Genomic DNA, 17,277 nt, shown 5'->3' with positions numbered 1-17,277 from the left:
TAACAACGTATAGATGACAATATATGACGGATAACGGATAACAGATAACGGATACCATCATTTAATTCGGACCTCACCATGATTTTGAACCAATACCATGTCATATGCAAAAGTAGAACAAGAATCACAGGCAGCAGGTTCAGCCTGAATCGATTATAAGGAGCGTTAGAGGGCTATGTCAGTAGAGGTGCAGACGGAATATCTGAAGATGCAAAATGAGAAGGAATCCAATGCAAGATCGTACCCGAGACATTTCCCGCTTGTCATTAACAAGGCCCATGGGGTGAAGATTACCGATACGGAAGGCCGCGTATTCTACGACTGCCTGGCTGGGGCAGGAACATTGGCGCTGGGGCATAACCATGACACGGTGGTCAACGCCATTCGCGATGTTCTGGATCAGCAGATTCCTCTTCATACACTGGATCTGGCAACACCGCTGAAGCTTTCATATATGCAAGAACTATTCTCCATTCTTCCGGCAGAGATGCGAGACAAAGCCAAAATCCAGTTCTGTGGTCCAACCGGAGCGGATGCCGTAGAAGCAGCCATTAAGCTGGTCAAACATGCAACAGGTGGCAAGTCTATTCTTGCCTTTCAGGGAGGTTATCACGGTTCGACCCAAGCGACGATGTCGATGAGTGGCAACCTGAGCAAGAAACAACATCTGCAAAGCCTGCTGCCCGATGTACATTTCCTGCCGTTTCCTTATGAATACCGCTGCCCATTTGGTGTTGGTGAAGGCATGACGGCCCGGTTAAGTGCACAGTATATCGAGAACTTGCTCGATGATTGCGAGAGTGGGATTGCCGCACCGTGCGGAGTCATTGTGGAGACGGTTCAGGGCGAAGGCGGGGCGATTCCGGCAGACATTGAATGGCTGAGGGAGCTGCGTCGAATCACAGCAGAGCGAAATATTCCGCTCATCATCGACGAAGTGCAGACAGGCATTGGACGGACAGGCCGGATGTTTTCATTTGAACATGCCGGAATCATACCCGATGCAATTGTCTGCTCCAAAGCAGTTGGCGGAAGTTTGCCGATGTCTGTTGTCATCTACAAAGAAGAGCTGGACAAATGGCAACCTGGTGCACATACAGGCACGTTCCGTGGCAATCAGCTCGCCATGGCAGCGGGACTTGCGACACTTCGTTATATTCGGGAACAGGATGTTTTACACAACGTACATCTGCGCAGTGAGCAGTTCATGAATCAACTGAATGCAATGAAAGAGCGGTATGCAGAGATTGGTGACGTGCGAGGCAGAGGACTGATGATCGGCGTTGAAGTGGTGGATCCAACAGGACGGAAGGATCGTCTGGGACATTATCTGCCTAATGGTGCGCTGGCTGAGTCTATTCAGCGCGAATGTTTCAAGAATGGATTAATTGTAGAACTGGGCGGGCGTCATTCAGCTGTTGTTCGTTTTCTGCCGCCGCTGAATATTACGGAGCAAGAATCGGGTGCAATCCTTGCGATCTTTGAGAAATCGGTAGCTGAAGCGATTGCCTTAGCAACAGCCGCATGCTGAAGCTTTCCCTGATGAAGAGGCATGCAGTATTACTCGCGATTCTGATCGGTGCCTTTTCGCTGGTACTGACCAACAGTGCATTTAACCTGCTGCTGCCTTATTTTGTGCAATATTATCAGATCTCTACGACAGCAGGCGGATGGATCATTGCCTTGTACATGCTGGCTATGACGTTAACAATGCCGCTGGCTTCCCTGATTGTAGACCGACTGGGGCGTAAGCAGACGTATATGTTGGGCATCAGCATCTATGGACTGTTCTCGGTGGCAGGTGCGTTGTTTTATCACTCTATTGAAGTACTCTTGCTGGTTCGTTTCATGCATGGCGTTGCCGCGGGGCTGATGATTCCGTTATCACTTGTGCTGTTGTTTGATGTATACGGACCGGAGGTACGAGGGCGAATTACCGGAGCGTGGGGCTTGCTGCTTATGCTCGCTCCGGCTGCCGGACCAACACTGGGGGGCTTCATCATTCAGTATGGACGGCTTGAAATGTTGTTCTGGCTTAACGTGCCACTGGCTATATTCTCGTTGATCGGGTGCGGTCGAGTCATTCAGACCTATATCCCTGCTCGTAGGAAAAAATGGCATCCAACCAGTGTCATGATGCTGATCTGCGCTGTAGGTGCCCTTAGTCTGGGGGTACAGTTGTACGCAAGTCCTGTCGTGGCAGTATGGGTACCATGGATGCTGATTGCGCTCGGTGTGGTGCTGCTCATTCGTTTTGTCCAGACAGAGAACGGTCGCAAGGAACCGCTGATCCGGTACCAGTTGCTGCGGCGTAATGCCGTCTTTCCGCTGACCGTGCTGATCTCGACCATTCAGGATTGTGTCATGTTTGGCGTGATCTTTGCATTGCCACTATTGTTCCAGGACGTCTTCCACCTGTCACCGGCCCTGTCCGGTGCACTGTTCATTCCCTTATCGATCTGTACAAGTCTGTTCATGTGGATTGGCGGCAGCTTGCTGGATCGCGGTCGGTCCATACATTTTATCGCATGGGGGACGTTGCTGGTGTCGATATCGATCTTGTCGTTTGCGGTTCTGCCCCTGGGAGCATCGATCTGGATCATAGGGATGCTCATGGCATGCCGGGGAATTGGCGTTGGCCTGTCAGGTATGAGCATCTCTGCGATTGGTCTGCAAGCATTAGCAGACGAAGACATGCACGAAGGGTCGGTGTTATCAACCACGATTGAGCGTCTGGCTTCTTCGTTTGCGGTGATGGGCTTGACCCTGTATTACGATATGCGTTGGCAATGGCTTGCCGGGGCAGGAACGTCCATGGAGATGGCAAAATGGGGAGCACTCAAAGAGATCTGTATCGGACTTGGCTGCGCCATACTGCTTACACTTCCCCTGGTCTTACTTATAACCCGAAAGAAGGTTGGCATCATTGTTCGAGATGGAAAACAAGCTCCGGTCTGAGGCTGAGCAGCAGGCCCATGAACATTCGTGCAAACTGCTGTTGAACTGTTACATCCGTGAGCTTGCGCTAGAGAAGGAAAGCGATATTCGGATCAATCCGAACACGCTGTCGTACACTGTTACTTTTCAAGCTAGTAGGGTGAAGGTGACAGGACGCTTGTCTTATTACTCTGCCATGGGGGAGCATGAATACATCAGCATGGAATCTGGCGGGGAAACCGTGCATTATCGCGACCTGGTTCGCTGGATCACATCTGAGCTAAGCGGGAATGGGGAACAGGGAGCGAGTTCGGTTCAACATGGAATGATGAAAAGTGTGATGGAAATGAAGCGTTCACTTGAGGTGGATAGTGCACATCCAAAGGGCGAGAATACGAATCGTGTAGATGCGACGTATGCCAAAGATTTTGCACAAAAGGTAGATAACAGTGTCGGTAACCTTACGTTGTATATCGAACAAGCGGCCGGTCTCGACATCCATGACTATCGCACATCTGAACAGTCACTGTTGTATGGTCATCCGTTCCATCCGTTTCCGAAGAACTCCAAAGGCTTCAGCGAGGATGATGTGCAGAAGTACAGTCCGGAGTTACGGACATCATTTCAACTCTGTTATATCGCCGTGAGGCAGGATGTCTACGTGCAGGAATGGGTCGATGACGAGGCGGCAATGGATTTGCAGGACCTCCTGTGGAGCCATGTGGAGCCTATTTTAAAAGAAAAGAGTGAAATGTATGGGCTGCTGCCTGTCCATCCATGGCAATACGCATACATATCACGATTGTCCGAGGTACAGCACTATATTCGAGATGAAAAATTAATCCTACTCGGTAGTGCGGGGCCTATCGTCTATCCAACTTCTTCGGTCCGTACGGTCTATGTTCCCGGATGGAACTGCAATATCAAGCTGTCACTGAATATGCAGATCACCAACATGATTCGCACTAACAGTGCTGAGCAGATGCGCAGAACACTGGATGCCTCCAAGTACGTCAGGCAGCATGACTGCTTCGGTGCTGAACCGAACACGCATATTGCGTATGAGACAGGCGTAGCGACTTGTGCTTTTGAAGATGAAGAGTTAACCAGTCTGTTTACGATAGCTTATCGGCCCATTGAGTTTGATGTTGAGAATACGTATGTCTTATCCAGTCTGGTTGAAGCACCGCTTCCCGGGATGCGGTCGAGACTGATGGCGATGCTGGGTGGTGGACGTGACATTGCCGAGCGTTGGCTGGAACGTTATCTGAAATGTTCGCTGCTGCCGATTGTACGGGCTGCGGGAGAGAAAGGTATTCATTTTGAAGCTCATTTGCAGAATACCCTTGTGACCTTAAAGGATGGGTTGCCTGTTGATTTTATCGTCCGCGATCTGGAAGGGGTCAGTGTGGATGAGGAACTTATAAGTGAGCAGGATCGTGCTGCGTCGGATTTATTATTTTATTCGCGAGAGAAAGCCTGGGCGCGGACATCGTACTATTTTATCGTCAATCATCTGGGGTCTTTGATTCATGCCATGGCGCGAGATGTGAACGTCCCGGAGGAGCATTTCTGGAAGCAGGTACGTGGGGTACTTGTGGAGGAACTGGAACGAACGGGCAATGCATATGTGCAACATCTGCTGATGACGGATGCATTTCTGGCCAAACAAAACTTGGTGAGTTGTGTAAGAGGGATTAGCCAGACCCCGGATTACGTGCCGGTGAGCAATGTAATGAAACGAATAGGGAGTGAAGTGCATGGGAGTCGTGGGATACAGGGCTGAAGCAGGCGGCAGGACAGAAGCAGTCTACGTGGGTGTACAGGAACGGATCATGCGGCAGACACTGGAGGCAATGTGGTTCGAAGGCATTCTGGACAGTCATGTAAGTGGGAGCGAATGGCGAACCGAGGGACTTACATCTTCCGGTCATTCTGTGGCGTACACATGTGAAGCGGAGCGAAAGTTTTCATTTGGCCGGGTGAAAGTGAAGAAGGGTTCGATCCAAAGAGAAGGCGTACCGTGCACCGATCTGGATCTGTTTTTGGAGGAAATTGTGCTGAACGCTTTGAAGTGTGCAAATGTGACGGCTTTTATCCAGGAACTACTCGAAACGATGGCAAAGGACAGCCAGTGCCGGGCAATATTACCCTTGAACATTCCGAATGAAGATCGGCATTATGATGCGCTCGAAAGTCACATGACCGACGGTCATCTGTACCACCCGAGCTATAAGTCGAGGCTGGGATTTTCTTTGAAAGACAATCTGGCTTATGGCCCTGAATTTAACTCAAAGGTTGCATTAGTCTGGGTTGCTGTGAAAAAAGAATTTGCTCAGACCGCTGTATCCGCAGGGTATAGCTCTGAAAAACTGGTAGGGCAACATCTGACCGCAGAGGATATGCAGCGATTTCAACAGATTCTGCAACAACAAGGTCGAACGGACATGGGTGAGAACCTTAACGCATATGTGGCGAGTGCAGATCAGCTTGGGAGCAGTGCCGAGGTTGGTGAGAGCGTTGGAGAGACAATCCAAGCGAAGCTTCATGGGGGAGTTCGTGAAAAAGGCGAAACAGTCCGTAGCTCGGGTAGGGAAGACAGCAAGGTTGGCATAGGAATAGGTTCTGGCACTGATGATTCATATGTGTTCATTCCGGTTCATCCGTGGCAGTGGGAGCACCAGTTGGAATCGGTATATGCCCGTCAACTGATGGATGGAGACATCGTGTATCTTGGTCCATCGTCTTCGCCCTATCGTGCGCAGCAGTCGATCCGTTCGCTGTCGAATCGGGTGAATCCGGAAGCCCCTTACATCAAGCTGGCCCTTAGCATCACCAACACGTCGAGCACACGTATTCTGGCACAGCATACGACCCAGAACGCACCGCTGATCAGCGATTGGCTGGATGAACTTGTTCGTGAAGATGAGCTGTTGCAGCAGGCGCAGTTTGGCATTTTAAAAGAAATCATGGGATTGTCGTTCCGTTATGAGCAGTTGCCTGCAACCCAGTATGGACGTGCCTACGGTACACTCGGTGCCATCTGGCGGGAGAATGTATCGGTTCATCTTAAGGAAGGCGAGACCGCATGGCCTCTGAATGCATTGATGTTGGTGCAGCCGGATGGTGTTCCATTTATCCAAGATGCTGTAGAGCGACATGGTGTGGAAAAGTGGAGTGAGGCCCTTGTTCGCACAGTTACATTGCCGATTATCCATCTGCTCTATGCACACGGGATTGCGCTGGAATCTCATGCCCAGAATATCATTTTGGTACTGGAAGATGATCTGCCCAAACGAATCATTATCAAGGATCTGCATGATGGTGTCCGCTACGTACCGGATCAACTGATGTATCCGGAACGGGCACCGAAGCTGAACCCCGAGCCTGAAACCCATCGCAAGTTCAATCGGTATTCCTTCATCTATGCGGGAGATGTGTCGGAAGTTCGTGACTATACGTATGACGCATTCTTTTTTATCTGTATGACGGATATTGCGCTGGCTTTGGAGAAGTTTGGTCTGTCGGAGGAAGCGCTCTGGCAGCTGTGCGCAGGTGTAATTGTGGATTATCAGAAGCAGCACCCGGAGTACACGGAACGGTTCGTTGCATTTGACCTTTTTGCCGAAGATGCACTGATCGAAGAGATGACCAAGCGCCGTCTGTATGGGGATGGAGAGTTATATTTCCGCAAAGCGAGCAATCCGCTCAAGATATCAAAGGATGTACTTGAATCAAATGGAACACCCGAATTAAAGGGAATCGTCGAATGAGGATTAACACGCTGAAGGAAAAAATTGCACGCAAACAGCCCGTATACGGCCTTTTTGTATCCATACCACACCCGGTGATCGTCGAGATGATCGGACATGCGGAATATGATTTTGTCATTATTGATCTGGAACATGCCGCAACATCGATGGAATCGGTGGAAGAGTTGATCAGGGCGGCGGAACTGGTCGGCCTAACCCCGTTGGTTCGAATTTCGAAGGTAGAGCGAGCGGAGATTCTTAAAGTGCTGGACTGTGGCGCTCAAGGCATCGTCATTCCGCATGTCGAGCAACTGGAGCAGGTGGAGGAAGCGGTTCGTCACGCCTACTATCATCCGGTTGGTATGCGGAGCTTGAATAGTGGTCGTCCCGGTGTATTCGGAAAATATCCGCTCACGGGATATATCGAGGAAGCTAATGAACAAGTGATGGTTGTACCCATGATCGAAAGTGCGGAGGGCGTGCGGCAAAGTGCACAGATTCTGTCTCACGCTCAGGTGAGCTTTGTATTGGAAGGCGCGGCGGATCTGTCGCAATCCCTCGGTGTGCCATGGCAGACGGAGCACCCGGATGTGAGACGTGCGCTGGATGAATTACATGCTACCGCCCAACAGTGCGAAGTACCTTATGCAACGGTCACCAGAGGTGTGGATGATATGTCGCTCTGGGCTGAGCGGGGAGTACATATATACGTGCTTGGTGATGATCGGAATACGGCGTTTCGAGCATTTGCCCAAAAACGGAATGACTACAAGAATGCGGGTGGGCAGATATGAAAGCTAGTGTATGGCATGCGATAGATGAACTGCAACGAGGGATGGAAGATCCGGTATGTGCGTATGTATACGATCTGGCTGGCATTCAGCAACAGGTACGTCAGATGTTAGGCTGTATGCCCGGAAACACAGGATTGTTCTACGCCATCAAGGCGAATCCAGATCTGCGCATCATTGAGGCGTTGCTTCCATTGGTGAAGGGATTTGAAGTGGCTTCGATTGGAGAGCTACTCAAGGTTAGAGCGGTAAGTCGCGAGGTTCCGATTCTGTTTGGAGGTCCGGGTAAAAAGGAGAGCGAACTGAGGCTAGCCATCGAGAATGGCGTGAGTTACATTCATGTGGAAAGTTTGCTGGAGCTGCGGCGCATTATTGCGATTGCGAAAGAGAGAGCGATGGAGCAGGAGCAGGTGCAGGGGAGCAGGCAGAAGCAAGAGTGGGAACTGAAGCCGGAGCAGAGATATACGCAAGCATACGGCGAGGAACTGATGCAAGAGCAGAAGCAAAAACAGGATCAAGGACAGAAGCAGGAACATGAGCCGAAACATAAACAACAACAGGGTCTAGCGCAGGAGGTTCGCATTCTTCTTCGAATCAATCTGCGGAGCAGTACGTTACCTCGGACGAAGATTGTCATGGGCGGTGGGCCGAGTCCTTTTGGAATCGATGAAGAGGTGGTGGAAGAAGCCATTGAACTCATTCGTGTGGAAGGCGCGGGTGTGGTTCGGTTAAGCGGGTTCCATTTTCACTCCTTGTCCAACAATATGGATGCAAGGCTGCACGCCGAGATGATCGAGTTGTATTTGCAAAAGGTGGAACAGTGGCAGCAACAGTATGATCTTCCTGTGGAAGTGGTGAATGCAGGAGGTGGGTTCGGTGTTACGTATGATGGCAGCCCCGGATTTGACTGGCCATTATTCACTTCCCTGTTGGAGCAAAGTGAAGCCAGACAGCGCCTTGTTTCACGCGGAGGCCAGCTGTATTTTGAATCGGGTCGACTGCTGGTGGCAGACCACGGGTATTACGCAGCAGAGGTTACGGATATCAAAACTTCTCATGATCAGTATTTTGCCGTGTTAAGGGGAGGTACGCACCACAATCGTCTGCCTGCTTCATGGGGGCATAACCACCCGTTTCAGATTATGGCAACGGATCGTTGGAAACACTCGTTTGCCCGGCCAGAGGTAAGAGATCGTCGAGTCCATATCGTAGGTGAGCTATGCACACCCAAGGATCGCATGCATTCTGATGCGGAGGTAGCACTGCTGCGCGTGGGAGATATTGTTTTGTTTGAAAAGTCAGGGGCTTATTGCTGGACCATCTCGCATCATGATTTTCTGGGGCATCCGCACCCGGCATTCCATTATCTAACGGAGGACAATAATCATGTCAACAATGATGAAGCGTTCCAGTCTGCAAGCCGCTGAACGCCGGATTATGGCGGATCTGATGAATTCTTTCTTGGCGGAGCAATTGCTTCCAATGAAGGATCACCCATTCATTGATTTTGCCGAAGCACCTGCACCGTTCCGTCGATTGTACAAGGGATATGACAGCGAAGAGCATAATCAGAATGTAGCTTCTCGCTATAGATTGCACACTCAAGGCGTGCTGTGTCTGGTTGAAACAGGAGTAAGACAGGGGACTCAGTGGGTTCAGGGTTCACCGATCTACGAGGAGAAAACTGATGGAAGCTGGGTTCTCCTTGATACTCCGACAGAAGTTGGACGTGCGGTGTTACAGAGGGCTTTGTCGGATAAGGCCTATGCGCAGCCTGGGGTGGCGGAATTCCTGGTTAGTCTGGACATTGCTGTGGAGCAGTATGCTTTGGGCTGGGAACAAGTCCAGTATCTGTCCGCTAATGTCCCGGCTTCTGCGTATGAATGGTTTATCAAAGGTGAGCGCGTTGCGGCATTGCGGGATCGTCCATTTCACCCATCGTCCAAAGCCAAGGTGGGATTCAACGCAGAAGATGTAACTCGGTATGCAGCAGAATTCGGGAAGGCGATTTCGCTGCGCTGGGTGGCTATACGGCTGGATGCCGTGCAGCAAGGGTGTGAAGATGGATTGTCCATTTTGGATGTGTTAGACGATGTTCAGCGCGGAGTGATGGAAGCCGAGTTTGCCCGAAAAGGGATTACGTTGTACGAATATCTGCCGATGCCTGTTCATCCATGGCAATTGCAGCATGTGATTCTGCCTCGCTTCACGGGAGAGATCGAAGAGGGTAGCATTATCGTATTGGACATAGAAGTGGGCGACGTACAGGCCACATCCTCTCTGCGCTCGATGGCTCCGTCAACTGAATCCACCCTAATGCTCAAGCTACCGGTTAGTGTGCTGTCGTTGGGGGCTGCTCGTTATCTTCCGGTGGTCAAACTTCTGAATGGTCTTGCTGGTGAACGGATGCTACGACAGGCCGTTGCTTGTGACGAGACGTTGAAGGACAAGGTGTATATGTGCGAAGAGCAGAACTGGTGGGGCTTCATGCCGGAATCCATGGGACTGTTCGATGATCATCCCCGCCATCTGGCTGCACAGATTCGTGTGTATCCCACTGAATTGCTTAATGAAGCCTACAGAGTCATTCCAATGGCCGCACTCGGTGTGAATCTGGAAGGGCATCATCTATTAAAGGACATTCTGGGGGATCATCTGAGCAGCACGAATGTTCTCGACTTTTATGCCGGCATAGCTACGACGTTTTATGACATCGTGATGCGTCTGTTCAAGGTGGGCGTTGTACCCGAGATTCATGGTCAGAACTGCTGTCTGGTGTTGAAGGATAATGAGGTAAAAGGTCTATTGTTCCGCGATCATGATTCGGTGCGTTTGCATCAGCCTTATCTGGACAAACATGGCATTGCAGACCCTGCCTACCAGATTCGACCTGGCTACTCGAACAGCCTGTATAACGAGACGATCCAGAAGCTGATCTTTTATGTGCAGTCTTTGGGGACGCAGGTGAATCTGGCTGCGATCATGGATGCACTTAGCGAGGTGTATCACATTCCCGAAACGAAGTTATGGGAGATCACGGAGCAGGCTTGGAAGGAAGCGCTGCAACATGTGCAGCTTCCCGAATCCGACCGGGCCGCGCTCGCTCATGCGATATTCGAGAGCAGGGAGTGGCCCGTGAAGTTAGTTGTCCGTCCGCTGCTTGAAGCAGACGGAGTGCCTGGCGCGATGCCATCGGGCAAAGGCATAGGGTGGAACCCTTTTTACAAGGGATAGAGATTTAGGTGAGTTTAAAGGTGCATAAGACATATTCAAAGAAGAGGTGACTTGAGATAATTCAAGTCACCTTTTAGATTTGGTTAACAATAATCATGCAGTTCGAAGTGTAATAAATTACTGAACTATATACAGTCTTCATGCAGGGAATGTCATTTCCATGCCGAAACTTCTAATTAAGTTAGAAATAAGCAAGTTATGGAGGAACTTATGAGTAAAAATAATTGGTTCATTAGAGCCGGTGAGAGTGCCTACCTCTTTGAAGAGTTTAAAGAAACACAAGTGATAGCTATTGGTTGGAATGAAGTAGGTTCATTGACACAAGTAAGACATACCGACGATGTAAAGAAAAGACTTCGTAACGAGTATCCTGATTATAAGGATGGTAAAGTAAATATTACAGCAGGTCAGTTATTCAGATTTGCTAATGATATGAAAGTAGGAGATCTGGTAGTTACATATGACCCTCAAACACGCGAGTATCTAATTGGAGAAATCATTTCCGATTATCAGTACGGTGAAGGTATGATCTCAGACAAAAAACATTATAGAAAGGTGACGTGGACGGGACAAGTAGATCGGGATGTTTTAACTGCAAATACACGCAGTACCTTAGGATCGAAGATTACACTTTTTGCATTACAGCCTGAAACAGTGAAGGAACTTACTCACTTTTTGAAATCCAAAAGATCTGAACCCCTTGATCTACATCCAGAAGAAACAGAAAAAGAGCAGGCGGAACTAGACGCGATTAAAGAGGATGTAATTGAGAGAGCACATGAATTTATAAAGGACAAATTCAATCATTTAGATTGGGAAGAAATGCAGAGTCTGGTAGCTGGTGTCTTAAGAGGCATGGGATACAAAACAAGAATATCTGTAAAAGGACCTGATCGCGGAAGAGATATTATTGCATCACCAGATGGTTTGGGGCTGCAACAGCCTAGAATTATGGTGGAAGTTAAACATAGGAAAAACGCGATGGGATCCAATGAGATTCGAAGTTTTATCGGAGGGTTAAGACCCGGTGATCAAGGAGTTTATGTTTCAACTGGGGGATTCACCAGAGAGGCTAAGTATGAAGCAGAACGTTCTAACATTCCAGTTTCTTTGGTAGATGCAGATCTTCTGGTAGAGCTGATTAATCAGCATTATGATGCATTTGATTCAGAGGCTAAATCATTAATGCCCCTAAAGAAGATATATTGGCCTTTATAGAACAGAGAAGGTGACCCGGTTGACGGGTTGCCTTTTTGGCTTGTTGTCATCGAAAGTTACAATGCTTGGAGGGAATAAAACGTTCATCATTATGGCTAAAAATCTTATGAAAAGGAGTTACAGGAAAGAGACTGATGGTATAATCGGGTTATGTGTTATAGTCATACTTGTGTATTACCGAAAAGGTTTTCGGAGAAAGCGACATTTACTGTTGTAATCGCAATCATAATTTACTTCAAGAAAGTGAGAAACTAACATGAATCAGAAGAGACTATTTAATGATGGATGGCAATTTGCGAAAAGCAAGCTGGACGTTACGGAACCTGAGGGTCTGGTGTATGAACCTGTGGAGCTTCCCCATGATTGGCTGATATATAATACGCTTGAACTGTATGAGGACAGCATTGGATGGTACCGCAAGACGTTCCATTACACGAAGGATGAGCAGCAACTTTTGCTTTGTTTTGATGGCGTATACATGGACTCTTCGGTGTATGTGAACGGGCAGCTGGTTGGGGAGTGGAAGTATGGATATTCTGCTTTTGAACATGAGATCACGAATGCACTGGTGGAAGGCGACAATGAGATTGTGGTCAAAGTGGTGCATCAGAGCCCGAACAGCAGATGGTATTCCGGGGCCGGAATCTATCGCCATGTGTGGCTGAAAAAAAGAGACCGCAACCATATTGTTACGGATGGGATCTATGTATCCATCAAGCAACAGACGGATGGCTGGCAGGTGGAAGTGGATACGGAGCTGAACCTGGAACAGAATCAGCAAGCAGAACTGATGCATACGATCCGGTATGAAGGTCAGGTGGTGGCATCCAGCCAAGCGAATGTTACGGCTTCGGTGGATGAGAATGCGGCCGCATCGACAGATAGCCAACAGATCATAGTGGAGAATCCAAACCTGTGGAGCCCAGATGCACCGCATCTGTATGAACTGGTGACAGAGTTGCGATTGATCTCGGATGATCAGGAACATAGGACAGTTGAATCGGTATCACAGGGTATTGGATTCCGGGATATCAAGCTGGATGCCAATGAAGGGTTCCACCTGAACGGGGTCAAGATGAAGCTGAACGGTGTGTGTGAACACCATGATCTCGGGGCGCTGGGGGCTGCGTTTAACCTGACGGCACTGCGCAGAAGATTCGTTTTGCTCAAAGAAATGGGCGTTAACGCTATCCGCACCGCGCATAATATGCCTGCCAAAGAGTTCATGGAACTCGCGGATGAGATGGGTATGCTGGTTGTGTCTGAAGCCTTTGATATGTGGGAACGTGCCAAAACGCCATACGATTATGCGAGATTTTTCCCGGAGTGGGTGCATACGGATGTGAAGAGTTGGGTGAAGCGTGACCGTAACCATGCCAGTCTGATCATGTGGAGTATCGGGAACGAAATTTACGATACCCATGCGGATGAGCGTGGACAGGAAGTAACTCGCATGTTAATGGACTATGTGCTGGAATTTGATCCAAAAGGTAATGCTGGCGTGACGATTGGTTCGAACTATATGCCTTGGGAAAATGCACAAAAATGCGCAGATATCGTGAAACTGGCAGGTTACAACTACGCGGAAAAATATTACGACAAACATCATGAAGAACATCCGGACTGGATCATCTATGGTAGTGAGACGTCTTCTGTGGTGCAGAGTCGGGGCATTTATCACTTCCCGTTCGAACAGCCGATTCTGGCAGATGACGACGAGCAGTGCTCGGCTTTGGGTAACAGTACGACCAGCTGGGGCGCGAAGTCGGCAGAATACTGCATCTTGGCAGAACGGGATACACCGTATTCACTGGGACAGTTCCTGTGGACTGGATTCGATTATATTGGAGAACCGACACCGTATCATACGAAGAATTCGTATTTTGGACAGTTGGATACGGCAACGTTCCCGAAAGACTCTTATTATATCTACCAAGCGGCTTGGACGGATTATAAGAAAAGTCCGATGGTTCACCTGTTCCCTTACTGGGATTTCAGCCCGGGGCAAATCATTGATGTACGCGTGTGCAGCAACGCGCCGAAGATTGAGCTGCAACTTAATGGTAAAACCATTGGTACGTACGATATTGATCATGCCAATGGAACACAGTTGTCGGGCTGGTGGAAAGTGCCTTATGAAGAGGGCGAGCTGAAAGCGATCGCTTACGATGAGAACGGTCAAATCATTGCAACCGATGCACAAAGATCCTATACGGATGCGAAGAAAATTCGTCTTCAAGCGGATCGGGAGCAGTTACAAGCGAATGGCACAGACCTGATTTTTGTAGAAATTGATGTTGAAGATGAAACGGGTAATCCAGTTCACAATGCAAACAACCGCGTACAAGTTCAGGTGACGGGTGCAGGAAGATTGCTGGGTCTGGATAACGGGGACAGCACGGACTATGATCCATACAAAGGATTGAGCAGAAGACTGTTCAGCGGTAAACTGATGGCCATCATCGGAGCGACAAATGAAGCTGGAACGGTACGGATTGAAGTTTCTTCCGAAGGGTTGGAAGGAGCAACGGCTGAATTTGAATCTCTAGTTGTGACGGCTGAACTTAATGACGTGAAACAAGTACAACCTGTCTTCATGAACAATGAAGAACGTCCGGTGCTTACGGGAAATGCTCAGGAGATTCCTTTGCGGAAAATCGAGATCATCAGTAGTGCAGGACAGTTGCTCGATCCGTCCAACCCGGAGCTGGTCGTAACCGCCAAGCTGTATCCGGAGAACACCTCCTACCGCGACATAGAGTGGGCTGTTGTGAACGATGCAGGAATTGAATCCAACATTGCCAAAGTGGAAGCTGTTCAAGCAGAAACGGGCGATAACGGTGAGCATCAACATGCGGTGAAGGTATCGGCTATAGGTGACGGGGAGTTCCGGCTTCGCGCAACCAGTACCAATGGTACGGATAAAACGAAACTCATCTCCCAGCTGGAGTTCAAGGCGGACGGTCTCGGCACAGCCTACAAAGATCCATACGGCTTCATCACGGGCGGACTGTACGATTACACCAAAGGTGAGGTAGGTAACGGTAATGAGCGCGGGGTAGCGACAAGTCGGGATGGAGAGACGCATGTAGGCTTCCGTAATATTGACTTCGGACCGTACGGCTCCGATACCATAACGATTCCTATTTTCACGCTATCCACTGAGGACTACTTCATTCAGATCTGGGAAGGTATGCCGGATGAAGAAGGAAGTACGATGATCGCAGATGTGGTTTATGACAAAGAGTCCATTTGGAATGTGTACCAGGAAGAGACGTACCAATTATCCAAACGTCTTAGCGGGATCACGTCGATCTGTTTTGTGCTGAAGCAGAAGATTCATATTAAAGGATTTTCCTTCGAACGTCAGAGTCGGGCCTTTGAACAGAATGCGGCTGCATCCTGTGATCATCTCTACGGAGATACGTTCAAAATTGAGGGCGACAGAGTAGAAGGTATCGGGAACAATGTATCGCTGGAGTTTGAAAACATGGACTTTACGGCAGAAGGCACATCCAAGCTCGTGATCTACGGTCATTCGCCGATTGATAAAAATACCATTCATATTCGTTTTGCAGGTGCGGACGGACAGAGCAACCAGTTGGTTGAGTTCACCCAGTCGGGTGGATATGAGGAGCGGGTGTTTGAGCTTGAACAGGTGAAAGGTGAGCAGAAAGTAAGCTTTATCTTCCTGCCAGGCAGTCAGTTTGACTTTGGCTGGTTCCGATTCGAGAAATAAATGTGATGGAAATATAAAACCCTTCAAGCAGGCATCGGTTCATGGGAACGTGGATCTGAATCGCTTGCGTGAAGGGTTTTTCTTGTATGTAGGTGTGAGAGTACGTTCGGGACAACGAGGGAGTTACAGATAAATGACAAATTAAGCATAATCATGCAACAAAGGATAAGATTGAAGCGTTTCATACATGAGGTGATGGAATGAGAAAAAGTATGCTTATCCTATCGTTAGCTTTAATGCTGTTAACTGCCTGTCAGGCAAATGATCCAACAACGGATTCTCCAGTAATCACGAAATCATTCCCAGAAATTATTGAGCCTCATAATCCAGAGCAAGCGGAGCAAAGCGGCGATGTGGTTGTGCTTCATGGAGGCATACGGAACGAAGATAAGTGGGACACATTTATGAAAAATGTGAAGAAAAAACAGCAGGATCAGGTTCGTGTAACGATGTATACCATTGAAGGTGGGCCCATTATCCAGGAATTGATCTATGATGGTACAGCTATTCAATCGACTTACGATAACTCAAGGGATGCCTATGGCTCCAAACAGGGAATGAAGACAGACACCTGCAAAGGGATCGGTACGATGAAGAGTGAGCAGGGACATATTTTTTACGTGTTAACCGGGTGTGAGAAGGAAGAGAACCCCTTTTGGTTGCCTAAGTTGTAAATGAGATGTATCCACATGCAAATTCTTAATAAAAACTGTGAAGCCGAGGCTGGCTATGCAGGTTTTTGTTGCTATTTGAAAGGTGAAAAATCGAGATTTTATCTGTACAAAGCATTGACTGTCCACCACCCTGAATCTCATAACCCAAGTGCACTTCATGATCTGTATAGGTTAGTTTGCATTACGCAGTGAGATGGTAAGCTCATCTACGGTTTTGGTTTGAAGTGGGATGTTAGAATCGGGAAGTGTGGATTCTTCTTTATTAGTTACAGAAAAATAAAGCACAAGTTGAAGTATCAATATGATAAGAGCAATAATGATAAAGATGATGATATTCCTTTTGTTCAATGTGCATCTTCCTTTCAGCGAATAGATTTTTTAATGAAGTGAATTTAATAGTTAATAACCAATTATATCATATTTTGGGTGGTTATATAAATGAAGAGGCTTTGGGTGTTATGTATTTTGATACTCCTATTAACAGGATGTAGTCAGAACAATAGAGAGAAGGCCATTGATTATCTAACGCAAAATCAACGAAATGATGCATCACTCATTGTATTTACCGACCGACCTTCGGAGCGACCATTTATTGTTGAGTTACAGACGCAATTAAATGAAGTGAATAACGAGAATTTGAGGGCAGAAGGCCCAATAACTAACGTAACCTTTTATAATTTCCGTGATGAGAATAAGTTTAATTATGAGAAGATTTTTGGTCTGAAATCATATCCGTACATGATCCTATTCGAGAAAGGCCAGATTACATTGGAGACGCAGGAACCGAAAGAGATCGTTCAGCATTTTAAGGAGAGGTAAGAGTCTACTGAAAAAAAGTTTGATCCTGATGGATCGTCTGAGTTAAACATAAAATATGATCTGTGAGGTCCTACTGAGGAGACAATGAAGCCGTGCTGGCAAGGCAAAGGACA

The 17,277-nt window shown here is 48.2% G+C and carries 11 protein-coding genes; all 11 read left to right on the top strand.

The features are described 5' to 3' along the window. Positions 1-175: 175 nt before the first annotated feature. The 11 genes from C161_RS21305 to C161_RS21255 all read left to right on the top strand — a co-directional run bounded on the left by C161_RS21305 (position 176) and on the right by C161_RS21255 (position 17,164). Positions 176-1,531 (top strand): diaminobutyrate--2-oxoglutarate transaminase, encoded by a 1,356-nt coding sequence (locus C161_RS21305; RefSeq protein ID WP_036672588.1) that lies wholly within the window; start codon positions 176-178, stop codon positions 1,529-1,531. After that, positions 1,525-2,958 (top strand): MFS transporter, encoded by a 1,434-nt coding sequence (locus tag C161_RS21300; protein WP_076319376.1) that lies wholly within the window; start codon positions 1,525-1,527, stop codon positions 2,956-2,958. Before C161_RS21305 ends, C161_RS21300 begins: the two co-directional genes overlap by 7 nt. Then, complete coding sequence (locus C161_RS21295; RefSeq protein ID WP_235193880.1) at positions 2,936-4,723, top strand: IucA/IucC family protein; 1,788 nt, start codon at positions 2,936-2,938, stop codon at positions 4,721-4,723. The genes C161_RS21300 and C161_RS21295 overlap by 23 nt, the downstream gene beginning before the upstream one ends. Further along, positions 4,698-6,710: an IucA/IucC family protein gene (locus C161_RS21290; protein WP_036606214.1), complete on the top strand. Its 2,013-nt coding sequence runs from the start codon at positions 4,698-4,700 to the stop codon at positions 6,708-6,710. Before C161_RS21295 ends, C161_RS21290 begins: the two co-directional genes overlap by 26 nt. Next, positions 6,707-7,483 carry an HpcH/HpaI aldolase family protein gene (locus C161_RS21285; RefSeq protein WP_036606215.1) on the top strand — a complete coding sequence of 259 codons (777 nt, stop codon included), beginning with the start codon at positions 6,707-6,709 and terminating at the stop codon, positions 7,481-7,483. Before C161_RS21290 ends, C161_RS21285 begins: the two co-directional genes overlap by 4 nt. Next, positions 7,480-8,907, top strand: a complete 1,428-nt coding sequence (locus tag C161_RS21280) for a type III PLP-dependent enzyme (RefSeq protein WP_051446969.1) — start codon at positions 7,480-7,482, stop codon at positions 8,905-8,907. Before C161_RS21285 ends, C161_RS21280 begins: the two co-directional genes overlap by 4 nt. Then, entirely contained in the window at positions 8,867-10,714 is a 1,848-nt protein-coding gene (locus C161_RS21275; RefSeq protein ID WP_036606216.1) for an IucA/IucC family protein, read from the top strand. Before C161_RS21280 ends, C161_RS21275 begins: the two co-directional genes overlap by 41 nt. A gap of 210 nt (positions 10,715-10,924) precedes the next feature. Beyond that, entirely contained in the window at positions 10,925-11,932 is a 1,008-nt protein-coding gene (locus C161_RS21270; RefSeq protein WP_036606217.1) for a restriction endonuclease, read from the top strand. A gap of 256 nt (positions 11,933-12,188) precedes the next feature. Continuing rightward, complete coding sequence (locus C161_RS21265; protein ID WP_036606218.1) at positions 12,189-15,671, top strand: glycoside hydrolase family 2 TIM barrel-domain containing protein; 3,483 nt, start codon at positions 12,189-12,191, stop codon at positions 15,669-15,671. 200 nt (positions 15,672-15,871) lie between these two features. Further along, positions 15,872-16,345, top strand: a complete 474-nt coding sequence (locus tag C161_RS31665; protein ID WP_051446970.1) for a DUF4362 domain-containing protein — start codon at positions 15,872-15,874, stop codon at positions 16,343-16,345. 438 nt (positions 16,346-16,783) lie between these two features. After that, the gene (locus tag C161_RS21255) at positions 16,784-17,164 is read left to right on the top strand and encodes a hypothetical protein (RefSeq protein ID WP_036606219.1); all 381 of its coding nucleotides are present in this window, start codon (positions 16,784-16,786) and stop codon (positions 17,162-17,164) included. Positions 17,165-17,277: the final 113 nt, after the last annotated feature.

Source organism: Paenibacillus sp. FSL R5-192 (assembly GCF_000517845.1).
Classification (GTDB): domain Bacteria; phylum Bacillota; class Bacilli; order Paenibacillales; family Paenibacillaceae; genus Paenibacillus; species Paenibacillus amylolyticus.
The sequence above is the reverse complement of the archived record's forward strand: the minus strand, read 5'-3'. Positions and strand labels throughout refer to the sequence as shown.

Bases quoted from the DNA above. Each gene is read 5' to 3' on its own strand.
- C161_RS21290 (WP_036606214.1), top strand. From the start codon at position 4,698: ATGGGAGTCGTGGGATACAGGGCTGAAGCAGGCGGCAGGACAGAAGCA.
- C161_RS21285 (WP_036606215.1), top strand. From the start codon at position 6,707: ATGAGGATTAACACGCTGAAGGAAAAAATTGCACGCAAACAGCCCGTA.
- C161_RS21255 (WP_036606219.1), top strand. From the start codon at position 16,784: ATGAAGAGGCTTTGGGTGTTATGTATTTTGATACTCCTATTAACAGGA.
- C161_RS21275 (WP_036606216.1), top strand. From the start codon at position 8,867: ATGTCAACAATGATGAAGCGTTCCAGTCTGCAAGCCGCTGAACGCCGG.
- C161_RS21295 (WP_235193880.1), top strand. From the start codon at position 2,936: ATGGAAAACAAGCTCCGGTCTGAGGCTGAGCAGCAGGCCCATGAACAT.
- C161_RS31665 (WP_051446970.1), top strand. From the start codon at position 15,872: ATGAGAAAAAGTATGCTTATCCTATCGTTAGCTTTAATGCTGTTAACT.
- C161_RS21305 (WP_036672588.1), top strand. From the start codon at position 176: ATGTCAGTAGAGGTGCAGACGGAATATCTGAAGATGCAAAATGAGAAG.
- C161_RS21270 (WP_036606217.1), top strand. From the start codon at position 10,925: ATGAGTAAAAATAATTGGTTCATTAGAGCCGGTGAGAGTGCCTACCTC.
- C161_RS21280 (WP_051446969.1), top strand. From the start codon at position 7,480: ATGAAAGCTAGTGTATGGCATGCGATAGATGAACTGCAACGAGGGATG.
- C161_RS21265 (WP_036606218.1), top strand. From the start codon at position 12,189: ATGAATCAGAAGAGACTATTTAATGATGGATGGCAATTTGCGAAAAGC.
- C161_RS21300 (WP_076319376.1), top strand. From the start codon at position 1,525: ATGCTGAAGCTTTCCCTGATGAAGAGGCATGCAGTATTACTCGCGATT.